Raw genomic sequence first — 14,722 nt, 5'->3', positions numbered from 1 at the left:
TCGCGGGATCGTTTTGGACCGCTTTGGTGTGAGCGGTTTAAGAGTGTTCTGGTGGAAGGGGATCGTTGGGCGCTGCGGACGGTGGCTGCCTATATTGACTTGAATGCGGTGCGGGCGGGGTTGGTTGAAGATCCTAAGGATTATCGATTTTGTGGGTATGCCGAGGCGATTGGAGGGGGGCGGATGGCTCGGGCTGGTCTTTCGGTTGTGGACAAGGATCTGGCTGGGTATCGCCAGACTTTGTATGGTGCCGGGGCCGGGGAGAAGGATGAGAAGAAGTCGATCTCTCGGGAAGAAGCGGTGCGGGTGTTGGAAGAGGAGAAGGGAAAATTGCCCCTGTCTGTGGTTTTGCGGTGCCGGGTGCGTTATTTTACCGACGGGATGGTGCTGGGATCGCCCTCATTTGTGGAGGAGCAGGTGCAGCAGGATGCGGGGAAGCGTCCCAAGCGGGCTCATGCGATGACCGGGACCGATTGGGGTGGATTGGCGGTTGGTACTGGGCTGAGAACGGGCTTGTTTCGCTAGAAGAAGCCTTACTTTCCCTGATAATTAAGTTGCATTGCGGGGGTTCCCTGCGATCTTCGACGCTTTTTCTCTACGAGGAGACTTTCCGATGCAATCCAATCAAATTCGAAATGTGGCGATTATCGCCCACGTTGATCATGGTAAAACTACCTTGGTCGACCAACTGTTGCGCCAAGGCGGCGCCTTCCGCGATAACCAAGTGGTCTCTGAGCGGGTCATGGACTCGATGGACCTTGAGCGCGAGAAGGGGATTACGATCAAAGCGAAGAACACCGCGATCATCCACGAAGACCATTTGGTGAACATTGTGGATACTCCCGGGCACGCCGATTTCGGGGCTGAGGTGGAGCGGGTCATGAAGATGGTCGATGGGGTGCTCTTGCTGGTCGACGCTTACGAAGGCCCGCAGGCTCAGACTCGTTTTGTGCTTCGCAAGGCTTTGGCCGCGGGATTGTCTCCAGTGATTGTGATCAATAAGGTCGACCGCGAGAACGCTCGTCCGGAATACGTTCACGACAAGGTTCTGGAATTGTTTCTCGAGTTGGAAGCAACGGAGGAGCAGTTCAACGCGCCTTTCATTTACGCCAGTGCCCGCGATGGATGGGCCGCTCTCTCCCTGGATGATCCTCGTGAATCGATGGCTCCTCTGTTCAAGATCATCCGAGACTCCATCCCCGCTCCTGAAGTGGAAGAAGGGGAGTTCCGGATGCTGGTCAGCAACATCGACTGGAATGACTTTGTCGGGCGAATCGCGGTGGGCCGGATCTTGAGTGGCTCGGTCAAGCAGGGACAAACGATCTGGGCGCATTCCGAAGGGAAGGCTCCCCGTCGCTGCAAGATCACGAAATTGTTCACCTTTACCGGGATTACCACTGAGGACTCTCCGGAAGGGGTTGCCGGAGACATCGTAGGGTTGGCCGGATTCGAAGATATTGGGATTGGGGACACCTTGGCCTTTGGGCAGGAGGCCGAGCTTCTTCCGTTTGTCGCCATTGATCCTCCGACCATCCAAATGGAATTTGCGGTGAACGATGGACCGTTTGCCGGACGTGAGGGCAAAAAGGTGACTTCCCGTCAAATCCGTGAGCGCCTGATCCGTGAGACTCAGTCGAATATCTCGATCAAAATCGAGGATGGGATCGATGGCGGTTCATTTCTCGTCACCGCCCGCGGGGCGATGCAGATTTCGGTCCTGCTGGAAACGATGCGTCGCGAAGGATACGAAGTCCTCGTTTCCCGGCCGACGGTTGTTTTCAAAGAAGACGAGGATGGAAAAAAGCTCGAGCCTTTCGAAACGCTTTGGATTGAACTCCCCGACGGCGAACTCGGTGGTATTCTGGAAATGATCAATCGCCGGAAGGGGATTGTCGTCGGAATGGACCACCACAATTCCGGGGTCACTGTCGAGGCGGAGATTCCGACTCGCGGGGTCATTGGCCTCGAAACCGACTTGGTGAATCTGACGAGCGGAACCGGTGTCATGAGTCACCTCTTCCTGGAGTATCGTCCTTTTGTTGGGGTGATCGACCTTCGTCTCACTGGGACGCTGGTCTCCATGGACCAAGGCGCGGTCATGGCTTACGCTCTGGATACCCTTCAACAGCGGGGGCGGCTCTTTGTTGCCCCGGGTGAGGAAGTGTACGGCGGTCAGGTCGTTGGGGAAAATCCCCGCAAGAACGATCTCCCAGTCAATCCCACCAAAGCGAAGCAGCTCGATAATATTCGAAGCAGCGGGGACGGTAAAGGGATCCAGTTGACGCCTCCCGTTCGTTTCAGTCTTGAGCGCGCGCTCGAATACATTGCTCCGGATGAACTCGTGGAAGTGACTCCGGCGGCGATCCGACTGCGGAAGCGTATTCTGGACTCCAATGAGCGCCGCAAGGCCGAGAAACGCGGCGCGACGGTCTAGGCCGTTCGCTCTGTTGAATCGTTTTTGATTGGCGGCTCCGTTTTGCTTTTGATTCGGAGCCGCTGAAAAGAATCGCAGTTTTTGCGCTTTTAAGCTTCGCAGGCCGCTCTTCCTGGACTATCGAATGAACTCGTGAGCAAGGGGTTCAGTTATAGTGTATTGGGAATCACCGCGGTGTTCTTCGGGTGCTTCTTCCTCTGGCCGATTTGGGAAGTGCTGCAGGGCGGATTTCTCTCTCTGGACGGGACTTGGACTCTTTCCTATGTCCTCGAGGTTTTCCGCAACGATCTTTATACTCAAGGGCTCATCAATGCCTTTGGCATGGGGCTCTTCTCGACTCTATTGGCGCTGCTCATTGCCTTGCCGCTCGCCTTCATCTCGGATCGCTACGAATTTTTCGGGAAGAAGGTATTTTCGGCGCTGATTCTTCTCCCGATCATGCTGCCTCCTTTTGTCGGAGCGATTGGGGTCCGGCAAATTCTCGGACAATATGGGATGCTCAACGCCGGTCTCGTTGAGCTCGGCTTTCTGGATCCGGGTCAGACCATCGATTGGCTGGGCCAGAGCCGGTTTTGGGGCGTGGTGATTCTGAATAGCCTGAGCCTCTATCCGATTCTTTATCTCAATGCCGTGGCTTCGCTGGCAAATATTGATCCGGCAATGGAGGAAGCCGCGGAGAATATGGGGTGCCGTGGATGGAAGCGCTTCTTCACGATCACTCTTCCCTTAATGCGTCCGGGAATCTTTGCGGGGAGTACAATTGTTTTCATCTGGGCCTTCACCGAGCTCGGGGTGCCTCTGATCTTCGATTACGACCGGGTGACCTCGGTTCAGATCTTTAATGGAGTGAAAGAGATCGGATCGAACCCCTTTCCCTACGCCCTCGTGGCCGTGATGTTGGTGGCCTCCATTGGATTCTATCTCTTGGGAAAGACTCTTTTCGGGCGTAACACCTTCTCCATGATGGCCAAGGCGGGACATGCCTCGGGGGCCAAGCGTCCGGGCGCTCTCGGGCAGCTCGTGTGCTTTGGATTTTTCTTCGGAATCACGATTCTCGCACTCCTGCCTCACCTCGCGGTGATTCTGATTTCCTTTTCGAGTGATTGGTATGCAAACCTTCTGCCGACCGGGTGGACTTTGGAAAATTACGAGTTGGCGCTCGGACATCCCCTGACGCTGTCTTCGATTCAAAACAGTCTCTTCTACAGCTCGGCGGCGACCCTCGTGAATGTCGGCTTTGGTGTGGCGATTGCCTACGTGGTAGTGCGTTCGACGATCCCGGGTCGTTCAATCCTCGACTCCATGGCGATGCTGCCGCTGGCCGTTCCCGGAATCGTGATTGCCTTCGGGTATCTGGCGATGTCGCAGGAAGGGAAGTTTTTCGAGTTTCTGAATCCGGTAGCCAATCCGGTGCCTCTTCTCATCATTGCCTATGCCATTCGCAAGCTGCCCTTTGTGGTGCGGTCTGCGGTGGCGGGGTTGGAGCAGACGAGTGTGACCTACGAAGAGGCGGCGCAGAACCTTGGTTGCCCGCCGGTGAAAGCTGCCTTGCGAATCACGATGCCCTTGATCCTCGCGAACCTTTTGGCCGGGGCCATCCTTGCTTTTTCCCAAGCCATGCTTGAGGTCTCGGATAGTTTGATCCTTGCGCAAAAGCAGCAGTTTTACCCGATCACCAAAGCAATTTACGAATTGATGAATTTGCTGGGTGAGGGACCATTCATTGCCAGCGCTCTCGGTGTCTGGGCGATGGCTTTCCTTGCGGTGACGATCATCGGGGCCTCGGTTTTACTGGGGAAAAAGCTCGGAGCGATCTTCCGTGTCTAAGGAAGATATTCGATAAAATTGCTCCGATTAAAGAAACGAATTGCGGTTCTTCTCGCTTCTTTTTACTTCTTGGGGCCATGAAAAAGGCCCTGCTCCCCCTCGCCCTGTTATCCTCTTGCGCCCTCGTTTGCGCGATTCCGCCCGCTGAAGAACTACTCCAGCGCCTAACCTCTCAAGACTCTGCAGAGGGAGGGGGAGAAAACTCGTTGGAAGACTGGATCGCAGAACTGGACGATTCGGAGCTGGACCGGTCGGGGGCTGATTTCGCCACACTCTGGGTCGAAGGTTTCGGTCAATGGTCGAGCTTCCTCACTCGGGATGGAGATGATCGTTTCGGTGAGGTGCTCATGAAGAATTTCCCGGAGCCGGGTGCCTGGAGGGATATTTCGGAGGATCTTTCGGAGGGGAAGCCGAACGCGGGAAAGCTGCTGCGTTTTCAAATTGCGGTGGCCGAAGGGAATTATGAAGGGGCGCAGGAAATCATTGATAGTTTGGCGAAATTGAAATCGGGTGGAGCGGCCATGAGATTTTTGTCCCGTTCCCGGGGAAATTCGAAGTCGGTGGAGAACTATTTTTGGACGCTGAAGACGGCTGCCTTTCATTCGGTAAATACCGAGTTTTCCCAGTTGGCTCTCGAGGATTTGTTGAATTTTCTAGGGGATCCACCTCCTGGGTATTTTCGCATGTGGGGGGTGGAATTTCCGGATCTCGAAAATATTTTTGGGGCGGAGCGATCCGAAGAGTTTCTGAAGTCGCTCTTTCTCGGGTCGGAGAGTTCTGTAGAGGTGGATCAATTTGTGACCGAGGATCAGGCCCGAATCTTTCGCATCCTTATGGAAGGAGGTGTCGTTGAGGAGCGGCAGTTCCAGAGTTTTCTGAGCCCGAAACTTCCAGAGTTTCCGGAGGCGGTTGCATATTTGGAGAGCAAGCATCCGTCCTTCCCCTCTGCAGAGACACGAATCGATTGGGTCCGCGATTATTTGCGGATGGGAAAGGTCGAAAAGGTCCAGGAGGAGTTGGAGGCTTTGCAGGAGGAATCCTCATCTTCCTTTGAAATTATGGTGGCGAAGTTGGCTGCTTCGGCCGGTTACTCTTATTCCACGGGAGATCTCTACGACTCTTTGGAACCGTTTCTTCCTGACCTCGATCCGGTGTTGCGGCTGGAGTTGCAGTCCGGGCTGATGCCGCTCGATCCGGAGAATGATCCGATCCTTGCTCAATTGGATGAGAAGATTGACTCCTCCACGAGTCCAACCAGCGAGCTACTGCTCTCACGAATCACCCGCCTCTTCGAGTTGGGGATGGTAAGCGAGGCCGTTGCATCCCTCCAGGAATACCTCGAAAGTTCGGAGAGTTTTCGACTGCCCACTGATGCGGATAGCTCCGAGGAAAAAAGCCGTCTACTGCGTCTGACGAAAGCCATGGATATCCTCGACGAACAGGAATTGTTTGAGAGGTTGTTGGCGATTCTCGAGGCCAAGACCGAGGAGCTCTCTTTCGAAGACGACCAATACGAGTTGGTCCGGATGATCGAGTTCTTTTCTGAAATTGGGGATACCGATGCGGCTGTCGATCTAACGGTGAAGTGGTTGGAGTATTCGATTCAAGCTCGTAAAGATTCCGGGCAGCGATATTGGTATCGTGGGTCTCCTATGGCGATGCTGGTCATGCTCTATCAACAAGCGGGGCGACCGGAGGAGGCGCTTCTGTTGCTCGAGCGATCACCATTCTGGTTTTATGAAAATATTTCCGAGATGCGATATGTCGATTTGGGGGAACTCGCTTTTCCAGTATCGGTTGCGCAAATACTGATTGAAATCGGAAAAGAAGAGCAAGGAATTGAGTTGCTGAGGAATTACCTGGCAACGGAAGGAGGCGCGGATGACTTGGCCTTTGAGGTCCTTGTTCGGGAGGAGGGCGAAGAGGCGGTGCCGTTTCTCGACCAGTTGTTGGAAATGGACCCATTTGAGGAGCGCCCGCTGATTTGGAAGTCGGTCATTTTACTCGAAACCGGTGAGCTGGAAGCAGCCGAAGAAGCGGCACGCGCGGCAATCGCGATCGATCCTACGGACGGGGAGATGAGTGCCCGGGATCGCCTCCGCGCCTATGCCGTCTTGGGGCAGGTCCTTGCCGCACGCGGACAGGAGGAAGAGGCGAATACGATGGCCCGAATTGTCGCCGCGGTTGATCTCGCGGAGGAGGCGGACGAGTTGCGCATCGCCGGAATGACGTTGCCTGCTCTTGAGATGTATCGGGAGTCCCTGCAGATTTTTGCGGATGCCTACTGTATCCAATTCCGTACGGGGGTAGAGCTTAAGTCGGCCGGGAAGATCGAGGAAGCAGAAGTTCATTTGCGCAAGGCTTATGGGCTGATGCCGCATCAGTTTGGTCGGATAGAAAGCCATTGCTTCGGTTGTGAGGGGGCGTTCCGGGGAGAGTGGGAGCAGGATATCGCCTTGAATGTCTTCAATGAGATGGTGGAAGAGGAGCCGGAAAACCCGACCCTGTACTACCTCCTTGGTTATCTGGAAGATACACGCGGAAACGATGCAGCCGCTCTCGAGGCATTTGCCACCGCAGTACAGATGGACCCGCTCTACGTGAATGCTTGGAAGAAGTTGCTCGGAGTGCTCGATTCACTTCCCATTCAGGAAAATGTCGAGTTACGGAAGCGGGCGATTCAGGCGATGATCGAATTGGATCCGAGCTCGATCCGGGGAATTGCGAGAGATCTGCCGCTGGAATGGTTCCCGCTCTATTGGGAAGAAATTCAGGAAGGGCTCGCCCGCCAGCAATGGTCGACTCCGGTGGATTTTCCGCTCGGGGCGGAAGCTCTTCCCTACGACTGGGGCGAGGAAGGCAATCAATCTCTCTATTCCTCCTCAAGGTCAGATGATGACACTCTTTCGGCCGGGCGGTTTTTCTGGGAGTCCACAGATCTGACGCAGCAAATCATGAGCAATTTGATGCGATATTGAAAATAACGAATCAACGAATCTGGATATTTTGATATAAAACTTGCCCCGCCTCGGGTCTCGGGTTCAGAGTAGGGGGGTATGAGTCAGAATTTTGTATTTTCTTCGGAATCTGTAGGAGAGGGCCATCCGGACAAAGTCGCGGATTATATCTCGGACAGTGTTTTGGACAAATGCCTCGCGCAGGATCCCAAGAGTCGGGTGGCTTGCGAGACCTTGGTGAAGAGCAACTGTGTCTTCCTCGCCGGGGAAATCTCCACCGAGGCGAAATTCGACTATGAGCAGACGGTGCGCGATGCCATCCGTGATATCGGCTACATCAACGGTGATGACGTGTTTCACGCCGACGAAGTTTTTATCTCGAACTGCCTGACCAAGCAGTCACCGGACATCGCCCAAGGGGTGGATGCTGCGGCCGCAGAAGGAAAGCAAACCGCCGAGCAGGGTGCGGGTGACCAGGGAATCATGTTCGGATTCGCCTGCGATCAGACTCCGGAGCTGATGCCAGCACCGGTCATGTTCGCTCACCGTCTCTTGCGGGAAATGGCCCGTCAGCGCAAAGGCGTGGGAGTTGAATGGCTTCGCCCCGACGTCAAGAGTCAGGTCGCCGTGAAATACGAAGACGGCAAGATTGCCGGCATCGAGAACGTCGTCATCTCGACTCAGCACACCGAGCAGGTGAAGCACGAGGAGATTGAGGCATTCTGTGTCGAGGAAGTCATCCGCAAGGTGCTTCCTTCGGAACTGCTCAGTGACAAAACTGAGTTTTTGATCAACCCGACCGGGAAGTTCGTCATTGGCGGCCCTCAGGGAGATGCCGGATTGACCGGCCGTAAGATCATCGTCGACACCTATGGCGGATGGGCCCGCCACGGGGGAGGCGCTTTCAGCGGAAAGGACCCCTCGAAGGTCGACCGTTCGGCTGCCTATTTCTGCCGTTGGGTGGCGAAGAACATCGTCGCCGCTGGACTCGCGTCCAAGTGCGAACTCCAAGTGGCTTACGCCATCGGCTACCCGCATCCAACCAGCGTTCACGTCGATACCTTTGGCTCCGGCAAGGAAGGCCTGACCGACGCATTGATCGCCGAAGCGGCGAAGAAGGTCTTCAGCTTCAAGCCTGCGGACATCGTTGCCCAGCTTGATCTCTTACATCCGATCTATCGTGGATCGACTCACTACGGACACTTCGGGAAGTCGGATCTTCCCTGGGAGCAGACGAACAAGGTCGAAGACCTGCAAGCTGCGGTCTGATTTTACCACAAACCGAGACAATTATTATGGCTACTCAAACGGAAACCACTACCGACTACAAAGTCGCTGACTTAGGCCTCGCCGATTTTGGCCGGCGTGAAATCACCATTGCCGAGAAAGAAATGCCGGGGCTCATGGCCATCCGCGAGAAACACGCTGCGGGTAAGCCACTTGCCGGCGTTCGCATCAGCGGATCGCTCCACATGACGATTCAGACGGCAGTCCTCATCGACACCCTCGTCGATCTGGGCGCGGACGTTCGCTGGGCCAGCTGCAACATTTTCTCCACTCAGGATCACGCCGCCGCGGCGATCGCTGCCTCCGGCGTTCCAGTGTTTGCCTGGAAGGGCGAAACTCTGGAAGAATACTGGTGGTGCACTTACCAAGCTCTGACTTGGCCGGATGGCAAGGGCCCGAATCTCATCGTCGATGACGGTGGAGACGCGACTCTGCTGATCCACAAAGGATACGACCTGGAAGACGGCGATGACTGGGTAAATCAGCCCGCCTCTTCGAAGGAAGAAGGTGTGATCAAGAACCTTCTCAAGAAGGTAAAGAGCGAAGATCCGATCCACTGGCACAATGTCGTCAATGACTGGAAGGGCGTCTCTGAGGAAACCACGACAGGAGTTCACCGCCTCTATCAGATGCACGAGAAGGGCAAGCTGCTCGTTCCCGCCATCAACGTGAATGACTCCGTGACGAAGTCGAAATTCGACAACCTTTACGGCTGCCGTGAATCCCTCATTGACGGGATCAAGCGTGCGACCGACGTGATGATCGCTGGTAAAGTTGCGGTTGTTTGCGGTTACGGTGATGTCGGCAAGGGTTGCGCCCAAGCTCTCCGTGGCATGGGTGCGCAAGTGGTCGTCACTGAAGTCGACCCGATCTGCGCCCTGCAAGCCGCAATGGAAGGCTACAAGATCGCCCCGGTCGAGGATACCCTTGGCACGGCGGACATCTACGTAACCACGACCGGCAACAAGGACATCATCACCTTCGCTCACATGGAGAAGATGAAGGACCAAGCCATCGTTTGTAACATCGGTCACTTCGACAACGAAATCCAGATGGAGAAGCTGGAGAATGCCGAAGGGGTGAAGTTGATGAACGTGAAGCCGCAGGTCGATCAGTGGACTTTCCCGGATGGACACTCGATCTTTGTTCTCGCTGAAGGTCGCCTCGTCAACCTCGGTTGTGCGACGGGTCACCCATCCTTCGTGATGTCGAACTCGTTTGCCAATCAGGTTCTGGCTCAAGTCGAGCTTTGGAAGAACGTCGAAAAATACACTCCCGGCGTCTACATCCTTCCCAAGCATCTCGACGAAGAAGTTGCCCGACTGCACCTCGAAAAGATCGGAGCCAAGCTCACGGTTCTTTCCGAAGAGCAGGCCGAATATATCGGTGTCAAAGTAGGCGGCCCTTACAAGCCCGAGCACTACAAATACTAGTCTCGACAGAGTCTCTTTCCGAAAGGTCGATGGGCATTCGCTCATCGGCCTTTCTTTTTGGGAAACAACAGCTTACGGGGATTTGGAGATGGCCAGGATCCGAAAGAGTTACGCAGTCGAGGGTGGGAGATCACTGCGATAAGTAGTCTGGCTAAAAATGATTGACGCGATGCAAGTTGGTGAGTCTGCCTTGCCATTTCCAGGGGGAGAGGATTGAATTTAGGCATGGCTGCAAAACGAAAGACGCGTTGCATTGGAATTTTGACGTCAGGAGGGGATTGTCCGGGTTTGAATGCGGCGATCCGTGGAGTGGCGAAGTCGGCGATGAAGCACGGAATTCGGGTGCTCGGGATTCCGGATGGATTTCGGGGGTTGGTCGAGAATCGATTTCTGCCTCTGGAGAATGTGGCGGTATCCGGGATTTTAACCTTGGGAGGAACTCTCCTGGGGACGAGTCGGGATAAGCCCCACAAGATGCCGATGGGCGAGCGGGTCTTAAATATGACCGATGTAGCCGTTTCGAACGCGCTCTCGCGGCAGATTGATTGTTTGGTGTGCCTCGGGGGGAACGGAACGCAGAAGAATGCCCAGCGGTTGCGGGAAGCCGGGTTGCCGGTGATTACCCTGCCGAAAACGATTGATAACGATGTGGCCAAGACCGATGTGAGTTTCGGTTTCGATACGGCCTTGAGCACAGCCACCGAGGCGATCGACCGGCTTCACACCACGGCGACCAGTCACCATCGGGTAATCGTCTGCGAGTTGATGGGGCACAAGGCTGGTTGGTTAGCGCTAGGGGCAGGAGTGGCTGGGGGCGCCGATGCGATTCTCTTGCCCGAGAAGCCCTACGATCTGAATCGGGTGGCTGAGCATTTGTTGGAACGCCGGAAACACAACAAGCGGTTTTCGATTATCGCCGTGGCGGAAGGGGCGCTTTCCGAAAAAGAGTTTCAGCAGAAGCAGGAAGAAAAGAAGGGCGGGAAAAAGCAGAAGAAATCGACCCCGAAGGAGGAGAAGGCTCGTCAGCTCCACGAAGGACCTCATCTGGTGCAGGAATCTCTTGATAGCCGAATTGCTCGCCAGCTCCAGGGGTTGACGGATCTTGAGGCAAGGACGACTTCACTGGGGCATGTCCAGCGGGGCGGGTCTCCATCAGCGCGCGACCGCTTGATTTGCACATTGCTCGGGACGAAAGCGGGGGAATTGCTGGCAGAGGGGAAATATAACCGAATGGTCTCCGTTGCGGGGGATGGAGTGACCTCGGTGCCGCTCGAAGAAGTGGCGGGTCTCTGTAAGACGGTCCCTCTCGATCATGATTGGGTCCGTGCGGCTCTCGAGGTAGACACCTGCCTCGGTTGAGCGGAGCTGGGCTCAGTCGATCTTCAGTTCCGCGCGAACAATATTCCAGAGGTCGCCAAAGGCATTGGCAGCTCGGCTATTGCGGGCGAAGGCAGATACTGGGCGTCGCTGTTCTCCCATTTGCTCCACAATGCTGGCAGAGGGAATCACGGCTTCGAGGAAGGGGTTGTTCGGGGTGTGGTAGACTTTCTCGATGGATTCCCGGTGCAGGCGTTTACGGGTGTCGGCCATGGAGAAGAATCCCTTTAACTTCTTCTTGGAGAGTTTTTCCTTTTTGAAAAATTCGGAGACCTGTTCGAAGCAGTTCAGGGACAAGGTTGAGGGGATCGTAGGAACGAGAACCAGATCGGATAGTTGGAAAAGATTTTCCGAGAGGAGCGTCAGTCCAGCGGGTGCATCGGCGATGATCAAATCGTAGTCGCCGTGGAATCCCTCGAAGAGGGAGGCGAGAGCGGTGTCCGATTTCTTTTCTTCGTCGAGTCTCCGGTCCAGATTCCGAAATTCCAAGTGAGCGGGCAGAACATCGAGGTGGATAAACTCGGTTTCGCGGACTTGTTTATGGGCGAAGGACTTTCCTTTGAGGAGTTTGCCCGTTTTCATCTTTGTCGGAGGAGCCGCTTGGAGGTAGAAAGTGGAGGCACCCTGTGGATCGAGGTCGCAGAGGAGAACGTTGAAACCGTCCCGCGCTGCAGCGTGAGCAAGGTTTACGGCGGTCGTGGTTTTTCCCACACCACCTTTCAAATTATAGAGGGAAAGGATCTTCATGATGACGGTAGAGCCCTGTTGAACAGGCTGGAATTCGCTGGGTCAAGAATGCGACAGAATTGGCACAATTGCAGCGATTTATGGGCCACTTTGGGGTTCTTCTCTTGCCAAATGGAGCGGAAGACCCATTTCCCCCCAATTTGGCCGCGAACCAATCACTCGGAGGGTTTGAGGAATCCCTCGATCGTATCGAAGTGCGAACGAATGGCTTCAAGAGGTCGGGAGGACTCGACGATCTCTTTGAAGAGTCCGGTCTTCTCTGCCTTGAGCTTTTGGATATTCTCTTCGATCGTTCCTTGGGCGACGAGGCGATAGACAAAAACGGTCTTTTGTTGGCCAATACGGTGCACTCGATCAATGGCTTGCTGCTCGGCCGCAGGGTTCCACCAAGGATCGAGAAGGAAGACGTAGTCTGCGGCGTGGAGCGTGATGCCGGTGCCGCCAGCCTTCAGGCTGACGAGCATGACCGCAGCCTTGCGGTGCTTCTGGAATTCGGCAACGGGGGACTCGCGGTCGCGGGTCGATCCGGTTAGGCGGAATTGCCGGATTTGCGGGAACTGCTGAGCGAGAAGTTCCTCCGTGCGATCGAGAAGACTGACAAATTGGCTGAAGATAACGACCTTGCGGGGGCCGACGAGGATCTCCTGAAGGTTTTCACTCAGGGTTTCCAGTTTTCCGCTCATGCCAGCCAGCGGGAGATCATCCGTGATGCCGGCTTCCTCCCGGAAATCTTCAGGAAGAAGGCGGAGGTCGCAGCAGGCTTGGCGTAACCGGGTGATTGCGGTGAGAAAGTGAAGACTACGCTGCCCGCTGAGTTGGCGGAATCCGCTCTTGAACTCCTGAAACACGGTTTCGGCGATCCGGTTGTAAACTTTGCGTTGCTGGTCTCCCATCGAGCAGAGGAGCTCGGTCTCGACTTTGTCGGGGAGTTCCTGAACGACTTCTTTTTTTGTCCGGCGAATCAGGAAGGGGGCTGCTTGTATTCGCACACGTTCGACAAGTGCCTTGCGGTCGCGGTTCATCTCGTCGAAGAATTCGCGGCGGCTCCCGAGGAGGTCGGGCATGAGGAAGCGGAAGATGGACCACAGGTCCATGTGGCTGTTCTCGACGGGGGTGCCGGTCAGGGCAATACGGTGGTTCGCTTTGATGGCAAAGCAGGCCCGGCTAACTTTGGCGTCCGGGTTTTTAATTTGCTGAGCTTCATCGAGAACGGCGTAGCGGAACTGGGCATCCTCGAGGTAAGAGCGGTGACGGCGCAGCTGGGTATAGCTGGCAACCCAGAGGCAACCTCCGGGGTGCTCCCGCCAAGAGTCTCCGGATCGGAGAACGCGGAAGGGCATGTCCGGGAAAAAGCGCTGGGCTTCGCGGGTCCAGACGGAAACCACGCTGGCCGGGCAGACGACGAGGGATGGAATTTCGAATCCGTCGCAATGCAGTAAGGCGAGAATCTGGATGGTCTTTCCGAGTCCCATTTCATCCGCAAGGAGTGGATGGCAATCGTTGTTGCAAAGGTGGAACAGGTGGGCGACGCCTCGGCGTTGGTAGGGACGTAGAAAGTCTGGCGTCCCCGCGGGGGGCTCGGGATCGGGAGACTTGAGTGCCTCGATCCACTCCTGCACTTCGGGAGAAAGACGAAAGGTGACGGAGTGAGTCTGGAAAAGGCTGAGAAAAAGGTAGGGTGGGAGATCGCGTTTGCGCCCACCGGGCAGGTTCTCGAGTTGACGCGAGATCTCGATCCCTTCCGGGTCGAGGCGGACGAGTCCACGCCCAGGGAGGAAGAGGGGGCTCTCTTTGCGGCGTAGGAGGCGGGCAATCTCTTCGTCGGAAAGCGTGTCCTCTCCGAGGTGGGAGGACCACTCGAGGCGGAGTCCTCCGCTATCGCTAGACCGGTGGACGGATGCCTGGAGTCGCACCTCGCGCTGACCCAGGTTGAGCAGCTCGACCTCGGAAGTTTGGTGAATGTCGAAAGAGGATCGCCAGCCTGGGACTCCGTTGCGGAGAAAGCTGAGGAACTTCTCGGACTCAGCCATTTCAAAAACAGCCGACCGATTATTGAACTTAAACCCACTGCGGCGGGCCATGTGGGAGAGTTGGATCAGTCGTTCCCGGCGCTGGTTGCTATCAGATTCTTCGTGGCTGCCGTTGGGGAGAGCGCGGAAACACAGTTTTTCCCCCTCAATGAAAAAGAGAAGTACGGGGCGTTCCTCCGGATTTCCCGACGGAGAGGAGTCGGAGTTTTCGGGCTTTTCGGCCACCGCTTTGGGGGTGGGGGCCGTCTTTTCGAAAGGGAGTGGGGTGAGGCGATCCGCGAGGAGCTCCTCAATCTCGTAGAGACCGGCGACCGCGATCGCCTGACCGAGGTCATGGTCATTGCGGGAATCGCGGACCATTGGCCCGATCCGGGACCATTCGACGATCGAGTAGGCCTCTCCGTCATCAGTTTCAACCGAAACGGTCAGATCCTGAGGGGTTAGCTCAACTTCTATAATAGAGTTGCGGCGATAATATTTGCGGCCCAGCTCGAGAATATGGGGCTGGAAATAGTGTTCCCAATCACGCGAAAGCCAGGAGGACCAGCGTTTGAGCGCCGATTCGGAGTATTTATGCCTAGCATCGCGAGTAAACATGGAATCCGCCATTGAACCTGAATTGGAATGCAG

The 14,722-nt window shown here is 55.6% G+C and carries 8 protein-coding genes and 1 pseudogene; 7 read left to right on the top strand and 2 right to left on the bottom strand.

Annotated features, from left to right (window positions below; genetic code table 11):
- From H5P30_RS00160 to H5P30_RS00130, 7 genes and pseudogenes are all read left to right on the top strand, one after another.
- A pseudogene (locus tag H5P30_RS00160) lies at nt 1-525 on the top strand (transposase); the annotation flags it as partial.
- A gap of 88 nt (nt 526-613) precedes the next feature.
- A complete protein-coding gene (typA, locus tag H5P30_RS00155) occupies nt 614-2,434 on the top strand; it encodes a translational GTPase TypA (RefSeq protein ID WP_185690943.1) in 1,821 nt (606 codons plus the stop codon).
- 132 nt (nt 2,435-2,566) lie between these two features.
- The gene (locus H5P30_RS00150) at nt 2,567-4,261 is read left to right on the top strand and encodes an ABC transporter permease (protein WP_221774243.1); all 1,695 of its coding nucleotides are present in this window, start codon (nt 2,567-2,569) and stop codon (nt 4,259-4,261) included.
- Between the two features lie 77 nt (nt 4,262-4,338).
- Nucleotides 4,339-7,239 carry a tetratricopeptide repeat protein gene (locus tag H5P30_RS00145; RefSeq protein WP_185690942.1) on the top strand — a complete coding sequence of 967 codons (2,901 nt, stop codon included), beginning with the start codon at nt 4,339-4,341 and terminating at the stop codon, nt 7,237-7,239.
- A gap of 78 nt (nt 7,240-7,317) precedes the next feature.
- Entirely contained in the window at nt 7,318-8,487 is a 1,170-nt protein-coding gene (metK, locus tag H5P30_RS00140) for a methionine adenosyltransferase (RefSeq protein WP_185690941.1), read from the top strand.
- A 26-nt stretch (nt 8,488-8,513) separates the two neighbouring features.
- Nucleotides 8,514-9,938 (top strand): adenosylhomocysteinase, encoded by a 1,425-nt coding sequence (ahcY, locus tag H5P30_RS00135; RefSeq protein WP_185690940.1) that lies wholly within the window; start codon nt 8,514-8,516, stop codon nt 9,936-9,938.
- Nucleotides 9,939-10,163: 225 nt separating this feature from the next.
- Entirely contained in the window at nt 10,164-11,297 is a 1,134-nt protein-coding gene (locus H5P30_RS00130; protein WP_185690939.1) for a 6-phosphofructokinase, read from the top strand.
- Nucleotides 11,298-11,309: 12 nt separating this feature from the next.
- On the opposite strand, the gene H5P30_RS00125 is transcribed toward H5P30_RS00130, so the two are convergent.
- Nucleotides 11,310-12,062: a ParA family protein gene (locus H5P30_RS00125; RefSeq protein ID WP_185690938.1), complete on the bottom strand. Its 753-nt coding sequence runs from the start codon at nt 12,060-12,062 to the stop codon at nt 11,310-11,312.
- Between the two features lie 155 nt (nt 12,063-12,217).
- Entirely contained in the window at nt 12,218-14,689 is a 2,472-nt protein-coding gene (locus H5P30_RS00120) for a DEAD/DEAH box helicase (RefSeq protein WP_185690937.1), read from the bottom strand.
- Nucleotides 14,690-14,722: the final 33 nt, after the last annotated feature.

The organism is Puniceicoccus vermicola (genome assembly GCF_014230055.1).
In the GTDB taxonomy this organism is placed as follows: domain Bacteria; phylum Verrucomicrobiota; class Verrucomicrobiia; order Opitutales; family Puniceicoccaceae; genus Puniceicoccus; species Puniceicoccus vermicola.
The sequence above is the reverse complement of the archived record's forward strand: the minus strand, read 5'-3'. Positions and strand labels throughout refer to the sequence as shown.

What these genes read in the sequence shown, in the direction of transcription:
- typA (WP_185690943.1), top strand. Translation starts at nt 614, where the DNA reads ATGCAATCCAATCAAATTCGAAATGTGGCGATTATCGCCCACGTTGAT.
- H5P30_RS00145 (WP_185690942.1), top strand. Translation starts at nt 4,339, where the DNA reads ATGAAAAAGGCCCTGCTCCCCCTCGCCCTGTTATCCTCTTGCGCCCTC.
- metK (WP_185690941.1), top strand. Translation starts at nt 7,318, where the DNA reads ATGAGTCAGAATTTTGTATTTTCTTCGGAATCTGTAGGAGAGGGCCAT.
- ahcY (WP_185690940.1), top strand. Translation starts at nt 8,514, where the DNA reads ATGGCTACTCAAACGGAAACCACTACCGACTACAAAGTCGCTGACTTA.
- H5P30_RS00130 (WP_185690939.1), top strand. Translation starts at nt 10,164, where the DNA reads ATGGCTGCAAAACGAAAGACGCGTTGCATTGGAATTTTGACGTCAGGA.
- H5P30_RS00125 (WP_185690938.1), bottom strand. Translation starts at nt 12,062, where the DNA reads ATGAAGATCCTTTCCCTCTATAATTTGAAAGGTGGTGTGGGAAAAACC.
- H5P30_RS00120 (WP_185690937.1), bottom strand. Translation starts at nt 14,689, where the DNA reads ATGTTTACTCGCGATGCTAGGCATAAATACTCCGAATCGGCGCTCAAA.